This is a genomic window from Fusibacter sp. 3D3 (genome assembly GCF_001748365.1).
In the GTDB taxonomy this organism is placed as follows: Bacteria; Bacillota; Clostridia; order Peptostreptococcales; family Acidaminobacteraceae; genus Fusibacter_A.
On the sequence record NZ_BDHH01000036.1, the window covers coordinates 2501 to 19225 of the forward strand.

General features: G+C 37.8%; 17 protein-coding genes (1 of these 17 running past the window's edge). 4 read left to right on the top strand and 13 right to left on the bottom strand.

Annotation, left to right across the window (positions count from 1 at the left end; genetic code table 11):
• The 4 genes in view from F3D3_RS22585 to F3D3_RS22600 are tightly spaced (at most 59 nt apart) and all read right to left on the bottom strand, a layout consistent with a single transcriptional unit that may run on beyond the window.
• Window positions 1-840: the 5' portion of a dihydroorotate dehydrogenase gene (locus tag F3D3_RS22585; protein ID WP_084389256.1), read on the bottom strand. It extends 75 nt beyond the left edge of the window; the window shows 840 of its 915 coding nt (coding positions 1-840); it begins with the start codon at window positions 838-840; its stop codon lies beyond the left edge, outside the window.
• Window positions 833-1609, bottom strand: coding sequence for a dihydroorotate dehydrogenase electron transfer subunit (locus tag F3D3_RS22590; protein ID WP_175438470.1), 777 nt, complete (start codon window positions 1607-1609; stop codon window positions 833-835). Before F3D3_RS22590 ends, F3D3_RS22585 begins: the two co-directional genes overlap by 8 nt.
• Window positions 1610-1668: 59 nt before the next feature.
• Window positions 1669-2598, bottom strand: a complete 930-nt coding sequence (pyrF, locus tag F3D3_RS22595; RefSeq protein ID WP_069876704.1) for an orotidine-5'-phosphate decarboxylase — start codon at window positions 2596-2598, stop codon at window positions 1669-1671.
• A gap of 15 nt (window positions 2599-2613) precedes the next feature.
• Window positions 2614-3864, bottom strand: a complete 1251-nt coding sequence (locus F3D3_RS22600; RefSeq protein WP_069876705.1) for a dihydroorotase — start codon at window positions 3862-3864, stop codon at window positions 2614-2616.
• Window positions 3865-4292: 428 nt separating this feature from the next.
• Between F3D3_RS22600 and pyrB the strand changes: the two genes are divergently transcribed.
• Both pyrB and F3D3_RS22610 read left to right on the top strand, forming a co-directional pair.
• Window positions 4293-5222: an aspartate carbamoyltransferase gene (gene pyrB / locus F3D3_RS22605; RefSeq protein ID WP_069876708.1), complete on the top strand. Its 930-nt coding sequence runs from the start codon at window positions 4293-4295 to the stop codon at window positions 5220-5222.
• On the top strand, window positions 5209-5637 hold the full coding sequence (locus F3D3_RS22610) for an aspartate carbamoyltransferase regulatory subunit (RefSeq protein WP_069876709.1): 429 nt from the start codon (window positions 5209-5211) through the stop codon (window positions 5635-5637). The genes pyrB and F3D3_RS22610 overlap by 14 nt, the downstream gene beginning before the upstream one ends.
• A 168-nt stretch (window positions 5638-5805) precedes the next feature.
• On the opposite strand, the gene F3D3_RS22615 is transcribed toward F3D3_RS22610, so the two are convergent.
• From F3D3_RS22615 to F3D3_RS22635, 5 genes are all read right to left on the bottom strand, one after another.
• Window positions 5806-6537 carry an RNA-guided endonuclease TnpB family protein gene (locus F3D3_RS22615; protein WP_175438471.1) on the bottom strand — a complete coding sequence of 244 codons (732 nt, stop codon included), beginning with the start codon at window positions 6535-6537 and terminating at the stop codon, window positions 5806-5808.
• A 17-nt stretch (window positions 6538-6554) separates the two neighbouring features.
• Window positions 6555-7049, bottom strand: coding sequence for a flavodoxin domain-containing protein (locus F3D3_RS22620; RefSeq protein WP_069876713.1), 495 nt, complete (start codon window positions 7047-7049; stop codon window positions 6555-6557).
• A gap of 16 nt (window positions 7050-7065) precedes the next feature.
• Window positions 7066-7752 carry a M23 family metallopeptidase gene (locus F3D3_RS22625; RefSeq protein WP_069876715.1) on the bottom strand — a complete coding sequence of 229 codons (687 nt, stop codon included), beginning with the start codon at window positions 7750-7752 and terminating at the stop codon, window positions 7066-7068.
• A 35-nt stretch (window positions 7753-7787) separates the two neighbouring features.
• Window positions 7788-8657 carry a hypothetical protein gene (locus F3D3_RS22630; RefSeq protein WP_069876718.1) on the bottom strand — a complete coding sequence of 290 codons (870 nt, stop codon included), beginning with the start codon at window positions 8655-8657 and terminating at the stop codon, window positions 7788-7790.
• A 237-nt stretch (window positions 8658-8894) separates the two neighbouring features.
• The gene (locus F3D3_RS22635; RefSeq protein WP_069876720.1) at window positions 8895-10325 is read right to left on the bottom strand and encodes a hypothetical protein; all 1431 of its coding nucleotides are present in this window, start codon (window positions 10323-10325) and stop codon (window positions 8895-8897) included.
• 222 nt (window positions 10326-10547) lie between these two features.
• Here F3D3_RS22635 and F3D3_RS22640 point away from each other — a divergent pair, with 222 nt between their 5' ends.
• Entirely contained in the window at window positions 10548-12563 is a 2016-nt protein-coding gene (locus F3D3_RS22640) for a methyl-accepting chemotaxis protein (protein WP_069876722.1), read from the top strand.
• A gap of 54 nt (window positions 12564-12617) precedes the next feature.
• On the opposite strand, the gene F3D3_RS23865 is transcribed toward F3D3_RS22640, so the two are convergent.
• Complete coding sequence (locus F3D3_RS23865; protein WP_175438472.1) at window positions 12618-12809, bottom strand: hypothetical protein; 192 nt, start codon at window positions 12807-12809, stop codon at window positions 12618-12620.
• 169 nt (window positions 12810-12978) lie between these two features.
• Here F3D3_RS23865 and F3D3_RS24395 point away from each other — a divergent pair, with 169 nt between their 5' ends.
• The gene (locus tag F3D3_RS24395) at window positions 12979-13119 is read left to right on the top strand and encodes a hypothetical protein (protein WP_175438473.1); all 141 of its coding nucleotides are present in this window, start codon (window positions 12979-12981) and stop codon (window positions 13117-13119) included.
• A gap of 200 nt (window positions 13120-13319) precedes the next feature.
• On the opposite strand, the gene F3D3_RS22645 is transcribed toward F3D3_RS24395, so the two are convergent.
• The 3 genes from F3D3_RS22645 to tnpA all read right to left on the bottom strand — a co-directional run bounded on the left by F3D3_RS22645 (window position 13320) and on the right by tnpA (window position 16356).
• Window positions 13320-13934 (bottom strand): nitroreductase family protein, encoded by a 615-nt coding sequence (locus F3D3_RS22645; protein WP_069876724.1) that lies wholly within the window; start codon window positions 13932-13934, stop codon window positions 13320-13322.
• 221 nt (window positions 13935-14155) lie between these two features.
• Complete coding sequence (locus F3D3_RS22650) at window positions 14156-15427, bottom strand: RidA family protein (protein ID WP_069876726.1); 1272 nt, start codon at window positions 15425-15427, stop codon at window positions 14156-14158.
• Window positions 15428-15879: 452 nt separating this feature from the next.
• Window positions 15880-16356 (bottom strand): IS200/IS605 family transposase, encoded by a 477-nt coding sequence (gene tnpA, locus F3D3_RS22655; protein WP_069876059.1) that lies wholly within the window; start codon window positions 16354-16356, stop codon window positions 15880-15882.
• Window positions 16357-16725: the final 369 nt, after the last annotated feature.

Sequence of the window (16725 nt, forward strand, 5' to 3'; positions counted from 1 at the left end):
TAATATCTGCTTTGTAACTCTGGGCTCAACAAAATTCGCTGTACCAATAGCAATTGCATTTGCGCCCGCTAAAAAAAACTCAATTGCATCCGTACTATTTGAAATCCCGCCCATCCCAAGTATTGGAATTTTAACCGCATCATAAACATCATAAACCATTCTCACAGCTATTGGTTTGATCGCAGGGCCTGATAAACCACCACTTCCTCTTTTTAGAACAGGTTTTCGTTTATTAATATCAATTACCATGCCCGAAAGTGTATTGATCAGCGATATGCAATCTGCACCTTCTTGTTCTGCAATCATAGCAATTTCTTTAATATTGGTTACGTTTGGAGATAGTTTCACTATAAGATGTTTTTTAGAAGCTGCTCTCACTCTACTTACAACTTCCTTGACCACAGAAGGGTTCGTCCCAAAAGCCAACCCACCATTTTTTACATTTGGGCAAGAAATATTGAGTTCCAGCGAATCCACATCCTCATAAGATAGAATTTCAGCCATTTTACAATATTCATCTATATTATTGCCGTTGATATTGGCTATAATTTTAGTATCAAACTGACGCAAAAATGGAATTTCTTCTCTGATAAATTGCTCTACTCCTGGATTTTGTAGCCCTACACTGTTGATCATACCCATAGGTGTTTCGGCAATTCTAATGCCTTCATTCCCTTGTCTAGGCTCAAGTGTCAGCCCTTTAACAGAAATTGCACCAATATCGCTTAAATCTATATAGTCCGCATATTCTCTTCCAAAACCAAAGGTTCCCGATGCCACTGTTATAGGATTCTTTAATTTAAGGCCGTTTAGGTCTACTCTCATATCCACACTACTCATCAAAGATCACCTCATCTCCATAAAACATCGGTCCCTCTAAACACATTCTTGAATGTTTAAATCCAAAATCCCCTTCTTTAGTCTTACAGGTACAAACCAAACAAGCCCCTATACCACATGCCATCTTTTCTTCCATGAGTAATTGAACAGGCGTGTTAAATTGAGCACATATTTTTTGTACACTTTTGAGCATAACTAAAGGACCACAGGCATAAATCATATCAATTTTCTCTTTTGGATCAGCCAAAACTTCTTCGAGAGGTACGGTTATGTACCCTAATCTGTAGTCTTTATCATTTTCAGATACTGTGATTACCTCATTTGAAAAAGCTTTAAAATCGTCGATCATATAAGGTGTATCTCGAAATCCAAGCAATGTTTTCATTTCAATTGAGTCTTTCGACAAAAATTCGCCTAAGCCCTTTATTGGAGCAACACCAATACCACCACCTACTAGTAATACCTTTTTGTGATTCAAGGTATCAAAACCATTTCCTAGCGGTCCCATTATATCAACTTCATCTAATGTCTTTAGTAAACTGAGTTCTTTAGTGCCCTTACCCAAAATTTTAATTGTAAATTCTAAAGTTTCTTCACCAATGGCACTCACCGATATAGGGCGTCTTAAAAGCATTCTCTCCACATTAAAATTGAAAAATTGTCCCGGTCTCACTTCTCCCATGTGCTCGGGTTTTTCAATTACGATTTTGAAGACGTCATCTGATACAAACTTTTTTTGGATAACTTTTACCAATCCTTGAAATTTCATCCAATTTCTCCTGTCCATAAATTTTCAATATTTAGAGCTTATCAATTGAATTATTCATCCTACCAATATTTCTTCTGATCTTTTTCAAGTGCTTCATTAATATCATTTCTCATTTTGATCACAGCTTCACGAGCAGCTTCTTTGTAATCTAAATCGGATTTTTGATATGCAAATAGGATGCCTCTTGAGTTATTGACAATAGCGCCTAGCCCATCTTCATTAAATGCCCCAAGCACATCTTGAGCACCTCCGCCTTGTGCACCATATCCTGGGACTAAAAAGATGGCTTTAGGCATTTGCTTTCTAAGGGATATGAGCTCCTCTGGATATGTCGCACCAACAACTGCACCGATAGGTGAATAACCCGTTTCTCCACAAATTTCGTCATTCCACTTGCTTACGATATCAGCCACTTTTTCATAAATGGTTTCATCTCCTGATTTTAAATCCTGTAATTGACCGGATGTCTTGTTGGATGTTTTAACGAGTATGAACAACCCCTTTTCGTAAGTTTTCACATCATCCATAAATTCTGACATACAATCATTGCCTAAATATGGATTTATCGTTGCAAAATCGGCTTCAAAAGCACTGATCATTTCTCCATTGATATTGACTTTACCTAAGTGTGCATTAGAATATGCTTTTGATGTGGAGCCAATATCGCCTCTTTTAACATCTGCAACAACGATAAGGCCTCTAGACTTGGCATAGTCACAGACATCTTTGTAAGCGATCATGCCTTCGATACCGTATTGCTCATAAAAGGCAATTTGAGGTTTTACCGCGGGGACAAGATCATAGACGGCATCCACGATCCCTCTATTGAATTCGATAAGTGCACTCGATACAGCCTTAAGTGTATTCCCCTCTTTTTTGAGATGTTTTTCTCTCAGATCTGCTGGTAAACTTTCAAATCGTGGATCTAATCCCACTACAATGGGACTTCTTTTTTTTATAATATTTTCAATAAGCTTATCACTTAACATATCGCACTTCCTCTTTTATATTTTTGAATAGACAATTTTACCTTCATATATAGTTTTTACAACTGCACCCTTTACTCTAAGGCCCTTAAACGGTGTATTTTTGCCTTTAGATAAGAAGCTAGAAGGTTCTATTACCGCTTCAGCATCAAGATCTATCATTGTCAAGTTGGCCTTATACCCCACTTCGATACTGCCCACTTTTTCTAGCCTTCCAATTTCAGCAGGTTTAGACGTCATCATTGCTATAATTTGATCTAATGCAATCTTTTCTTTCAATACCAACTCGGTATAGGCAACTTGAAATGCTGTTTCAATGCCACTAATGCCAAAACTTGCGTTTCCATATGTGGTTTCTTTTGAAGCCGTTTCATGCGGTGCATGATCTGTGGCTATAATATCCACTACGCCACTTCTGATGCCCTCTATTACCGCTCTTTGTTCTTCTGTGCCTCTAATGGGCGGATTCACTTTTGAGTACGGATCCTTAGGGTCAATAAGGGAGGTGTTCAGTGCAAAGTGATGAGGTGCTGCTTCACACGTTACACTCAAGCCCTCCGTCTTAGCTTCTTTTATAGCTTTTAGGGCTTCACTTCCACTGACATGTGCAACATGTAAAATTCCATTTTTTTCTCTACAAAGTGCGACATCTCTTTGAACGACTTTGTACTCTGCTTCGATTGGATAAACTTCATCTTTGTATTGTGATGTTATCGTATGATCTTCTGAATGTGTAATCACTGGTACGTTAAATTTCCGAGAATTGTCAAATGCCATTCGCATAAAATCATCATTCATAGTTGTTTTCCCATCATCTGATAGCGCAATCACACCAGCGTTAATCAAACTTTCATGATTTGTAAGAATTTGACCTTCTATATTTTCTGTGATGGCGCCTATTGGCAATACACTAATAACAGCGGTTTCTTCAATGCGTTTCAATAAACGGGCGATTGTCTCTGCACTGTCTAGAGCCGGCTTTGTATTCGGCATGCAGGCCACTGTTGTAAAACCACCTTTTGCTGCTGCCATCGTACCTGTTTTAAGAGTTTCTTTCGATTCGAATCCAGGTTCTCTCAAATGAACATGGAGATCTATAAAACCCGGTGAGATCGCGAGGCCTGTTGCGTCTATCACTTCAATATCTTCGTTTGCATCAATATGAGCTTCTATTTGACTGATGATGTCGCCTGTAATGAGAATATCCCTTTTGTCATGTAAATTAGTTTTAGGATTAATCACAATCCCATTTTGGATGAGTATATTCACGTATAGCCTCCTTCTAAATTAACTTCTTCATATAACGCTTTAAGGATAATTCAAGTTGTTTAGGGTACAAAAAAACCCTCCTGCACCTGCAAAAGGGTATACTCACACCATAAATTCTATATAGTCGACCTTGCAGGTATCTCGTACCTGATTAAAGGTTATTAATTTTCTTAAATCTATCACACCTTTATAAGGATGTCAATAGCATAAATACTTTAATAAAAAGTAATCATTTTAGACATTGACGTTTTGAATCTGATTATGATATGATGATCTGAGAAAATTGAATAGCCCTTTAATTTAGCCCGAGAGGTTGAAAAGGAATAAGTATCGATGTTTTTACAAGCATTTTATACCTCCGCGTCTCGCGGAGGTATTTTTTAGTTCCATACTTTAATCAGATTCTGTGAAATCAAAAGGAGGATAACATGAGACATTTAATTGAACCAGAAGATCTCACTCTAGAAGAAATAAGTGATTTAGTAGATATCGGACTTGATATGTACGACAATCCAAGAGTGTATAACAAAGTTTGCGAAGGTAAAATCTTAGCGTCACTATTCTTTGAGCCAAGCACGAGGACAAAGTTTAGCTTTGACAGTGCTATGATGAGGCTTGGCGGCAATGTCATTGGTTTTGCTGATGCCAATACCAGTTCCGCTCAAAAAGGTGAGAGCCTCGCCGACACCATCCGTGTCATGGGGTACTATTCTGATATTATCGTTATGAGACACCCAAAAGAAGGTGCACCTAAGCTTGCTTCTCAATATTCAAGTATTCCTATCATTAATGGTGGTGACGGTGGTCATCAACATCCTACCCAAACCCTTACCGATTTAATTACGATAAAAAAATACAAAGGTCAAATCGACGGTCACAGTGTTGCTTTCTGTGGTGATCTAAAATACGGTCGAACTGTTCATTCCCTTATTAAAACCCTGGCACGTTTTGGCAATAAAAAATTCTATCTCATTTCCCCTGATGAACTCAAGCTGCCATCTTCGTTAAAAAGGCAACTTGTTGAGAAATTCAATGTGGAGCTTATTGAAGTTAACTACATGGAAGACGTCATCAATGAAGTTGATATTTTTTATATGACACGGATTCAAAAAGAGAGATTCTTTAATGAAGAAGATTATCTAAAACTTAAAAATTCATACAAACTGACGAGAGACAAACTTAAAAATGCAAAACAAGATATGATTGTCATGCATCCTCTGCCACGTGTAAATGAAATTGCTTACGATGTGGATGATGACGAAAGAGCCGTTTACTTTGAACAAACAGAATTAGGCGTATATGTAAGAATGGCATTAATCACTAAATTATTGGAGGTGGGTCCTTATGTTAGAGGTTAACGGAATTGAAAACGGTATTGTTATAGATCACATGCATGCTGGAAATGGTTTAAAAGTATTCAACAAATTATTCGCTGAAACTGAAAATCCTGTGGTTCTACTCATGAATGTAAAAAGTGGCATCTTAGGACACAAAGATATCATCAAAATTGAAAATACTTTTGAAGTCGATTTGAATCTACTCGGACTAATTGATCCTAACATCACTGTAAACGTCATTCGAAATGGCAAATTGGTCGATAAGAAAAAAGTTGAAATACCGAAAGTCATCAAGGGTGGAATTGAATGTTCTAATCCGAGATGCATCACACATACAGATGATTATGCAATTCCAGAGTTTAAACTGGTAAGCGCAAATGGCCGATTAAAATATGAATGCTCCTATTGCGAGGAGATTACCACTTACAAATTATAGTTTACACACAATTAAAGAGATGGTCCCCAGACCATCTCTTATTTTTATAATATTTCCCCAAGTGACATACTCCCACCACTTAAGAAGTGGGGGCTTCTCGTTCGAGTAGCCTAACGGCTACAGCATAAGCGAGCTATCCCCGTGCGTCCCACGGTTCTAGAAGTTCGTTTACGCTAATAATATGCGCATACCTTCATTTTTGATATTTATACTTGCATTGTAATCCCTGTCCATTGTCATTCCGCAATCTTCGCAATGATATGTGCGCTCTGAAAGCAAAAGGGTATTTTTTACTTTTCCACACTCGCTACACATTTTGGAACTTGGAAACCACTTGTCGATTTTAATCAGTTGTTTACCTTGTTCCATCAACTTGTAATCAAGCATAGACACGAACATCCCAAACCCATTATCCATAACACTTTTACCAAAATTCAACGCTTGTGACATCCCCTTCATGTTCAAATCTTCAATACACACAGCATCAACAGCATTGGTTATCTGCTTTGACTGCTTGTGTAAAAAATCCTTRCGTTGGTTGGTCACTTTCTCATGAATTTTTGCTACTTTTATSCTTTGCTTGTTACGATTTTTACTTCCTTTTTGACACAAGGATAGCTTTCTTTGTTCACGCTTAAGCTTGTCGAGTGATTTTCTATAATATCTAGGGTACTCTGCTGATATGCCATCAGATGACACAAAAAGCTCTTTCATGGAAAAATCTAACCCTAACAATGTTTTAGGTTGAACGGCTTTTATCTCTTGTTCATATTCAAACAAAACACTGGCAAAATATTTTCCAGTTGGAGTCTTGCTCACAGTTACAGATTTAAGTTTATAATCTTTTGGAATAGATCTGTGTTGCTTGATTTTCACAGCTTTAAGCAAGGTGTTTCTCAACTGTTTTTCTGCAAATTTTAAGCAATATCCGCATTTAAGGTTTCCGCTAATCCCTCAATTGCGTCCAAATTTGGCTTTGGAAGTGCCTTTCCCTCTTTTTCACTGCTCTTGACCATAAGCTTTGTAATTGTTTTATGCATAAATTTCATTTGATCTGTGTTCAACAGTCCTCCAAATGATACTTTATTCTTAGAATGGTCTATAATACGCTTAGGAAATGCATTCTCTAGATTTGTCTTGAAGTTTTCATTTACACCGCAACACAGAAATAGGCTAACAGGATGCTCCAATATTTCGCGCTCATTTTCAGTGCAAAATTGTTTCATTTTTTTTTGAATCTGCCCCATGTAAATTGACCCCCCAAAGATAAGGTGCTTATAAGCCTTCAAATCTACTTGTGTCTGATTCATCAAGTTAATGCAGTCAACATCTCCAGTAATCTTTTCAGCTAATTTCTCGGCCATGGTTTTAGTAAGACCATAGGTCGTTGTATATAAAATTAAAGTTTTCATTGTGAGCCTCCTTCTTTTAATAACGTATTTTATCCTGATCTGTGGGGATTCCGTTATAGACCTTTTCCCATTTACCGTCTTTGAATAATTCATACTGCTCAAATGCACAAGGTAGCCCTCTTGCTGAAAGTATGTCATCACTATCCATCAGTTGAAAATGTAAATGCGGGAAAAAAGAATTGCCTGAATGCCCTATTTTACCTAAAACATCACCTTTTTTCACGTTTTGTCCAACTGAAACTCTAATTGAACCTTTCTGAAGATGAACCAATCCGGCGTATACACCGTCCCTACATGCCATAATAATGTAGTTTCCAGCAATGGATTGTATATTTCCTTTTCTAGGGTTAAAGGCATACGCGCTCTTTACTGCAACAAACAAATCTGAAATCAAATGCGCTCTAGCTCTTTCCTTGTAACCCTCTTCTGCTTTGACAATTATCCCATCGCAAGGCGCATATACGTCTTGCCCCCAGCAATAAAACTTATTTAGTGGCACTCCTAAAAAAAGATACCGTATCCAATGAACGCTATAACTGGGCCAGCCTTTTCTTTTCCAATCTACTTGTAAAAAATCGTAAGCATATCGTGTTCCAAACTGATCTGTTCCGTGGCTTGGAATCTTTTTGCCCGGCGTGTTAGGTGCCAACCATTCTCCTTTCAAAGGAAACTCAACTATTATGGGGTTATCCATTTCTTTCATGCCTGCCTGCCTCCACTGGATACTCATAAAACCGTTCAATTTATTTGATTAAGGTATTTTTCTAAAAGATACGTAATCCATTCTCCTTTTTGCCCGCGTTTGTCAAAACTTATAAAGCCGTCCGCCTTATAGATATAGTTGATTCTCCAATCATTATACTTTGTTTTTCTTTCTTTTATAAAGTCTACTGCAGATTTCACGCTTGGGTGGTTCATGTGCTCGGTCATATAGGCAATATCGAGCAATTCAATGATATTCAATTGATAAGATTGTGGAAACGCAATATCAAGGATGTGCTTTGTGATTGGCGCGCTATTGGATAATCTCTGATACAGATTATGTTGTAGCAAATATTCAGTTCCCTTTGATATAATCTCTATCACTTGATCATCGTGAACTGTCTTAGAATAGTATATTAAGGCTTTTACCGTTTTTGCCAGTCCAATATAACAAGGGATTGATTTCATACAGCCGCCATATTTCTGGATGCCCTTACCCGTCCAAACGGTTTTTTCGTTCCTTTCGAATATCTGATACTTCTTAATCCATTCAACTGCATGCGTTACAACAGGTCTGTCGGCATACCCAAGCTTTGAATAGACCTCTATTAGCATTGCATTATAGCATGGCAGCAAATCTTCACCTTTTCCTGTTATTGAAAATCCATCAGATGTAGCATATGTATCTTCAATATATTCAACCAAATCCTGAGTATATTTTAGTCTTTCAACATATGGAATCTCTGAAAGCGCTAATAATCTCCATATAGGATATAAAGATTTCTTAGAGAACGTACTCGTAAGGGATTTGATTACTTCCGATGAGGATAAAAGAGTGCTTATTTTTTCATCCGTCAGCGCCCTACCGTTATCGAATTCGATTTTAAGCAGTAATGCATGATCCATGGCCATCACCTTTCTTTTATAGACTCTATGATCCTATTATAGCACTACAAGTCTTACTGTCGAGCGATTAAGTCAGATAATTTTCCAGTATACAGTAGCGTTAGCTGGTGCATCGCTCTTGTACAGGCGATATAAAGCAGGTTTCTGTCATAGTCTGTCCAGTAAGTATCACAGATTTTATGAACCTTGTTTTAATCAATCTTGCTATTAAAGTCTTCAATTTTTCTTTTATGCTGTTTATTTTTTATGCTGTTTATTTTTCAAGAGTTGATCCATCGTAATTACAGCATGATCGATATTAGGCGAACTCTCTTTTGGCTCCGTTAATAACAAGCCTGTTGTGGTCAATGAAAAGTTGGGTATAGTCTCAAAATCAGACTCTGCAAGGGTATTCACTTCATCTAGCAGTCCATCTTCGCCTGATTTCAACAGGGTATTAAGGGTTAAAAGTATCCCGTTTTTCAGATCGAGATTGACAGCCTTTTCATCATATTCAGCTTGTCCATCCTCTGCTATATAATTAATGTATATTTGAATCGTCGCATAATCACCAGACTGATACGCTTTATACATATCAATTTGATAATTAGAAGCGCCTAATGATTCTATAAGTTCTGCTTTTGCTGATTGAAGTATAGCATTAATACGTTTTGATACGGACGCATCTTCTCCTTCATAAGAGAGTGTCACCACTTTAACATCACCCTCTTCTTTTACGCTTTTTTCCCAACGATGCTCACCATAAGGGTTGTTTGATCTATAAGCATCTACGATATCAATCAAATGATTAAAAGTCTTTGTCTCTTCTGCCATCATCACTTGGGTCTCCTTTGCAAAGCCACTTTTCTCATGACCTTCTATGGCAACCACCATTTTTTTATAGTAATCATCCGACGCATCGCCCAATCTATAAAGATATGATCCCTCTGGCCCTGCGAGTATCCGACTCACATACGTGCTATAGAGTTCAGTGAGTTCAGATTTTGCAAAGCCATTTGACGATTTTAATAGCATTTCTTCCATCGCATAAACTCTGTTAACCAAATCCTCTACGTCTTCCGCACGCAATAAGTTATTATAGTCCTGAAAATCAATCACCATTTGGAATGGCTCTGTAAAAGTGGCCTGATAAGCCTGTATGCTCTCCCAGTTCGTTTCCAAAACAGGGGTTTCTTCATATCTAACCATCGTCAACTCACTGTCCACTACCGATTGATAAAAAGATCGTACCGCTTCATTTTCAATCTCATTTATCTTTTCGGGATCTAACACACCACCCATAGTGTTGTTCAAAGCCTCCATATACGCCGAATCATACAGAAGGCCCTCATGGCTTTTCTGAATAAGTGCGGTTTGCATTTGAAGCAGTATTTCAATCATTTGGTCTGCTTCTTCAGGGGATGCTTCTTTGATATGATCCTGCACATAGGCTGCCACCATAACACTGTCAGCATCATCTAATAACAGATTTTCTAGATTCTGAATCAACGGACTTTTGACCTGCTGAACCTCTTCATCTGACGCCTCCTCTTGATTGATGACTTCTTCTTGAGAGGCGCTATTGGCGTCTGATCCCTCTGCTTCTTTTGGGGGATTATTCACAGCACAACCGCTCAGAATAAAAATAAACATTGCAATAGTGCCTATTTTAACTAAATTATATTTCAAAATGGCCTCCTTGTAGGTCTCGTATATGTCATTGGTTAATGGTTTCCTTATGTATTAGACGCAATAAATGGGCAAAAAGTTCCAATTGAATACAGTGTTTTTAAAGTCTTCATGGCATTAAGGGATAAAATAAGTTTTATGTTCTTTTGTTTGCATTCGGGGTAATAATACCATACCGTTCATTGTATGGCGGAATTTGGGGGTATTTAAAGGAGTGTAGAGATGAAAAGTTTGCGTTTAAAGCTAAGTTTATTGATTGTGGGGTTGATTCTATTTACATTGATACCAACAAGTTTAGCGGTTTATTTTTTCTCGAGTAAAGACATCCAACTTCTTTCCTACGAAAAACTGGATGCACTACTCGATTTAAACAAAAATGAAATCGAAAGCTACTTTACAGAACATGTGCGTTTAGTAGAAGGCATTGCTCAATTGCAAGGCTTAGAAACTGTAGATCCAGATGTCATTGTTCCAGAGTTAGCACGTATTTATGGCAGTTACAGTAAATACTTTGCAAATTTATCCTTTGCAAATGCAGAAGGCACGCGCTGGAATTATGAAGGCAAAGAAGGTAGCATCGCTTCACGAAATTATTTTAAACAGGTCATGGAAACTGGGAAACCTGCTATTTCAGATGTGCTTTTGTCTAATACAACTGGTAAATTATCCGTGGTCATAGTGGCGCCCATCATAGGGACCGATGGTAAAGCTAAAGGGGTTTTATATGCCACAAAATTACTCGATGATGTGCAGCTCGCCATTGAAGGGGTTGATATAGGCGAAACGGGTAGGGCGTATATGTTTACTGAATTAGGCGTTAGCATCGCTGATTCTAAGATTGTTGACAACAAAGCAAAGGTATTTATTAAGGCAACTGCAGATGCAGATGAGGAATTGACCTATACGGCGTTACCTGAAATGGATTACTATTGGAATATAAGAAGTGAAAATGCATATCATGCACACCAATTAAATGGCTATAACGAGCAAACAAAAATTGTACAACTTAACGCATTGACTGTGAATCCACTCTACTTGGGGATTAATATAGCGAAAAGTGAGGTGGTAGCGCCGATTGTTAAGATTCGAAATACCATTATGATCATTTCATTTGTAATGCTCTTAATTTCAATTTCAATTAGTCTGATTTACACGCAGAGAATTGTTATGCCCATTAAACGATTAAGTGTTGCTGCAACCGCTTTAGCAACTGGGGACCTTAAAATTGAAACCCCTGTTACAAACCAAAAAGATGAAATTGGCGTCCTTTATGAAGCTTTCAATACAATGGTGGCCAGTTTGAAAGCGCTTATTTTTTCAATACAACAAAATACGACCACTGTAAACTCAACCATCGAGCAAGTACACGCAGATGTGTCTGCATTAAGTGGGAAACTTGAATCCGTGAGTGCAACCACAGAAGAAATGTCAGCTTCGATGGAAGAAACCACTTCTTCACTCAGTGAAATAAGTGATATAAATCGTTTGATTTCCAGTGCCATCGAAAAACTTGCCAGTGACGCAGATACGGGTTATCTTTCTGCACAGGAGATACAACAGCGCGCGAAAGAACTCATCTCCACAGCAATTGCATCCAAGAAAAACACAGATGCAGTCTACAGCGTTACGCATAAGCAACTGATTGAAGCCATAGAATCATCAAAAACAGTTGTTCAAATCTCTTCGCTATCGGACACCATATTAGCGATCACAGAACAGACGAATTTATTGGCTTTGAATGCTGCGATTGAAGCCGCAAGAGCCGGAGAAGCGGGGCGTGGATTTGCTGTAGTCGCTGATGAAATCCGAGCTTTGGCTGAAAATTCCAGACATGCAGCGTCACAAATTCAAGAGATTGCCAAGACGATTGTGATATCAGTAGAATCATTAAACAAGGGCGCAACTGAAATGTTGTCGTTTATTGATGGTACTGTCATCGCGGATTATACACGGTTTGTCAACACAGGGGAACAATACGCACACGATGCGGATTACATCCATCAAATTACACAAAGCTTTAACTTGCAATCGAAACAGTTGCTAGAGGAGCTCATGGGGACGATTCGTGCGGTAAGTGAAATTAGTCAAGCGAATGAACAGTCTGCTATAGGTGTCATAGATATCGCAGGCAATATTTCTGATATGTCAAATGAAGGACAGAATATTGTCAAACTCAATAAAAGTGTTAAGGGCAGTATGCAACAACTGGTCGACGTCGTCGAGTCTTTTAAGGTATAACAACCATACTGCCTTAAAACAATCATCTGTTTTAAGGCAGTATTCCAGAATAAATTACCAACCTACAATATTTTTTAATTCAGAATCATTAATTTCATTAAACTCATATTGGATAATGGCAGACTTTAGAATTTTTAAAGCCTCGTCAATTTCATACTTTTCAATGATAAGTGGCGGTTGAATTCTTAAAGTGCTCAATAGAAAACCATTCTCCAGTCCTTCCAAGTGCTTGTTGAATTTCGTCAACAACAAATAGAGAATATCAATTTAACATATAAGAATTATACACTAATACTTGGATAACCCCCTTCGTTTATAAGGTTTCTATAGTAAAAAATCTGAATTGACAGTCAATTATTCATATGTTACATTCAGAATGGAATTATGCAATTATCTTACTTAGGAGGGCTCCATTATGAAATCATTGAGGTGTCATCTGTATAGAGGCCATTTATTTATATTGATATCAACATTTGGTTTTAGTGCAGTCCCCCTATTGGCAAAAATATCCTTAGATAATGGCATGTTCTCTTTCAAAATTCATAGAGATGGTTAAACGCAATACACCCTATAAAAGAATCAAGCTTTAATATAAAAATAACCCACAAAAATCTTAAATTCAGATTACTGTGGGTATAATCGTTTCTGGAATGAAAGCCACTGGTAAACAATCATTTCACTTATCCATTCGACACTTTGGAACTTTTTGGGCCGGGTATTTGAAAGTTGGAAACTTTAGCACTCATGATATATCTCTTACCAAGTATCCGTATGTAACCTTTCAACTAACTTAACTTCTTTCTGAGGATAGATTTTAGAATCCGCTACCCTATATCCAAATGGAATTATCGCAGCTACCTCTAGTGGCTCCGGCACATTTAAAATCTTCTTTATCGCAAAAGTATTCTGAGGAATAAAAGTTACGCCATATACCTCACTATCCGCAAGGCTTAGCAGGATATTCTCAATACAGCACCATACAGAAGCGAGACAATTCAAATCATATACCCTCTCGCTGACGCTCACCTGTGTTTTGGGTTTATATACCACTACCAATAGTTCAGGTGCACTTAATATCATCTTTTTTTGCTTTGGGACTGCATCCATATACATTTGCTTAACAAGTGCTTCATACCCTTGAAGAGTTTGCTTTAACTCATCCGTAGCTTCTTCAATCATCTTCTCGGTTTGAGTCAAAGCAAACCGTGTATTGATATCTTTTACTAAAACAAAATTCCATTCCTTAAGATGATTATAACTTGGCGCTTTAAGTCCTGCCTCTAGTGCCTTTTCAATAATCTCAGGGCTTACTTTCTCCTGTGAAAAATCTCTAATGGTTCTTCTCTTACGGACTACCTCTGTGAACTCCATATTTACCCTCCTCAATACTTTCCAAGATATTTTAGATCTTCAATTTATTCGAAAACAACATTCGTTTCTCAATCTCCAATTATATTATATCTGATTTACAAAAAGAACAAGTGTTCTGAATATTTTTTTCAATTTAACGGCTTCATTTGAGACATAAAAAAATGCCACTTCACAGTGACATTTTGAATTACTTTACTTTTTGATAACGGGTACAGGTTTTGTTATGCGATTGGAGGTGTGCCTTCTTCATTTGCTACTACAGCATCAATTTGGATTAATGCATCGTTTGTTAACGCAGATACGCCAACTATTCTTCTTGCTGGCACACCACCTGGGAAAAATGTTTTGTAAACTTCATCTACTGCTTCGATATCTGTGATATTTTTGAGAAAAATATTGACTTTAACCACATCTGCCATAGCATGGTCGATACTTTCTACGATTGCTTTGATATTTTTTAAGCACTGTCCAGCCTGCTCTTTTACACCACCAGCTACCATTTTACCTGTTGCAGAGTCTACAGGTAATTGAGCTGAAAGATGATTGTAATGAGAAAATGCAACTGTTTGTGTCGATAGGGCACTCTTTGGTGCATTTACCGTATTGTTTGCTTCTATGATAAGGCCGTGTCTGTCTTCAATAAGCTGTGGCGGCGTACCATCTCCGTGTGACACCACTGCTTCAATTTGCACCAATGCATCCATTGGTAAAGCTACAGCTGCAACAACTGTACGTGCTGGGACATAAGCGACTGCTCTTGCAATAGATGAGTCCGGGAAAAATGTCGTATAGACTTCGTTTACAGCGTCAATATCCGAGAGTTTCTTAAGGAAGATATTAATTTTAACGATATCGTCAAAAGGCACGTCGATACTTTCTAAAATCGCCTTGATATTCTTTAGGCACTGACCCGTCTGCTCTTTTACACCACCTACTACTAATCTACCTGATTTTGGATCAATCGGTAATTGTGCAGAAAGATTGTTGTAATGAGAGAACGAAACCGTTTGTGTAGATAGAGGACTTGTCGGCGCATTTGTCGTGTTATTTGTAAGCTTTATAAGATCGCCTGATTGTGGTGCGTTTGGAATTGTACCTTCACCATGTGAAAGAAGTGCTTCAATTTGCACCAAAGCATTCATTGGTAAAGCTGCCACTGCCACTGTCGTCCGTGTCGGTATATAAGTTGGGAAGTATGTCTTATAAACCGCGTCAACAGCGTCAATATCTTTGATGTTCTTAACGAATACAGTGATTCTAACCACATCACTCATCACATGGTCTATGCTTTCTACAATTGCTTTGATATTTTTAAAGCATTGCTCAGCTTGCGCTTGGATACCACCAGCTACTATTTTACCCGATTGAGGATCGATCGGTAATTGAGCTGAAAGATTATTGTAGTGAGAGAAAGCTACTGTTTGAGAATAGGGGCCGATACCTTTGGGTGCATTTTCTGTATTTCTTGCCAGTACTGCGTTATAGTTGCTCATAATTGTATTCTCCTCATATTTAATATACTTAATTTTATTAGAATATCCTCATCGAAATCTCTCGAGTTGATACGATAATTTCCCCCAATAAAATAAGTTTAATAACAGCTCTATATTGAATATAAACTTTGGACCTACTCTAATGTCAAACAGTTTTTCTTTTTCAGTACACAAATGCTCTATATCCTGTTAAACTGATAAAGTCACAATAAAAAACGCAACAACATTTGAGCCATCTTTCGATGCCTCAAACCGATTTTCGCTGACGCTGTTTGAGGTTGAACATCCCTCTTCACAGCTTTCGGCTCAAATCTTGTTGTTTTAATCAAAACTACCCGCTTAGCGGGTAGTTTGCTCAGCCCTATAAGGGCATGTTACTCGCGTGAGCCTTAAGGCTCTTTGAATCGGTTCGCCAACTGCTTACCTTTACTGGCTGCTGCTAAAGCAGCTTTTTATTTCTTTTTGCCCTCTTCGACTTGCTTACCCGTAAACGGGTCAATATATTCTTGAATACTTATTTGATCATTTGCGATATCTTCTTGTAGTTGATTTTTTACATATTCTCTTATCGCTTTTTCATTTCGTCCAACAGTATCTACATAGTAGCCTCGACACCAAAAGTGGCGATTTCCATACTTATATTTCAAGTTTGCATGACGATCAAATATCATCAAAGAACTTTTTCCTTTTAAATATCCCATCACACTTGAAATGCTATACTTCGGTGGAATTGCTAGCACCATATGAACATGATCTGGACACGCTGTTGCTTCCAATATTTCTACACCTTTTTGGTCACATAACTTTCTTAAAATTTTCCCTATATCACCTTTGATGTTTCCATAGATTACTTGTCTTCTATACTTTGGTGCAAACACCACGTGATATTTACAATTCCATTGAGTATGTGCTAAACTGTTCTTATCCATTTCGGATCCTCCTTCTGAGCTAATAKGGTTGGCGAACCATTATTATTTTATCAGAAGGAGGTGCTWTTTTGACTCAAAGCTAAAGCTCTTTAGAACCACCGGTAGAACCGGTGGTTTTCTTTTTACAAGAATGCTACGTTGTGTACGTGGTACACAACGTAACACCATAAGGGTTATACACATATTAAACGATCGGAGATGTCATGAAAGGCAAAAAATTATTTAAGGTTATTATGATCATGTTGATTGCAAATTGCAAAAGAAAAAACGGCTGCTGATGCTATAGCTTTGTCTTCAGTAACTCTAGCTCCAATATTGAGCACATAAACTAACGTCGACTTATTACGCTGGCAGATCGTTGATTTAGTG

Excerpts from the sequence above, each read along its gene's own strand:
- F3D3_RS22645 (WP_069876724.1), bottom strand. The coding sequence starts at position 13,934 with ATGGAGTTCACAGAGGTAGTCCGTAAGAGAAGAACCATTAGAGATTTT.
- F3D3_RS24395 (WP_175438473.1), top strand. The coding sequence starts at position 12,979 with ATGAAATCATTGAGGTGTCATCTGTATAGAGGCCATTTATTTATATTG.
- F3D3_RS22610 (WP_069876709.1), top strand. The coding sequence starts at position 5,209 with ATGTTAGAGGTTAACGGAATTGAAAACGGTATTGTTATAGATCACATG.
- F3D3_RS22590 (WP_175438470.1), bottom strand. The coding sequence starts at position 1,609 with ATGAAATTTCAAGGATTGGTAAAAGTTATCCAAAAAAAGTTTGTATCA.
- pyrB (WP_069876708.1), top strand. The coding sequence starts at position 4,293 with ATGAGACATTTAATTGAACCAGAAGATCTCACTCTAGAAGAAATAAGT.
- F3D3_RS22630 (WP_069876718.1), bottom strand. The coding sequence starts at position 8,657 with ATGGATCATGCATTACTGCTTAAAATCGAATTCGATAACGGTAGGGCG.
- F3D3_RS22640 (WP_069876722.1), top strand. The coding sequence starts at position 10,548 with ATGAAAAGTTTGCGTTTAAAGCTAAGTTTATTGATTGTGGGGTTGATT.
- F3D3_RS22625 (WP_069876715.1), bottom strand. The coding sequence starts at position 7,752 with ATGAAAGAAATGGATAACCCCATAATAGTTGAGTTTCCTTTGAAAGGA.
- F3D3_RS22620 (WP_069876713.1), bottom strand. The coding sequence starts at position 7,049 with ATGAAAACTTTAATTTTATATACAACGACCTATGGTCTTACTAAAACC.
- tnpA (WP_069876059.1), bottom strand. The coding sequence starts at position 16,356 with ATGGATAAGAACAGTTTAGCACATACTCAATGGAATTGTAAATATCAC.
- F3D3_RS22650 (WP_069876726.1), bottom strand. The coding sequence starts at position 15,427 with ATGAGCAACTATAACGCAGTACTGGCAAGAAATACAGAAAATGCACCC.
- pyrF (WP_069876704.1), bottom strand. The coding sequence starts at position 2,598 with ATGTTAAGTGATAAGCTTATTGAAAATATTATAAAAAAAAGAAGTCCC.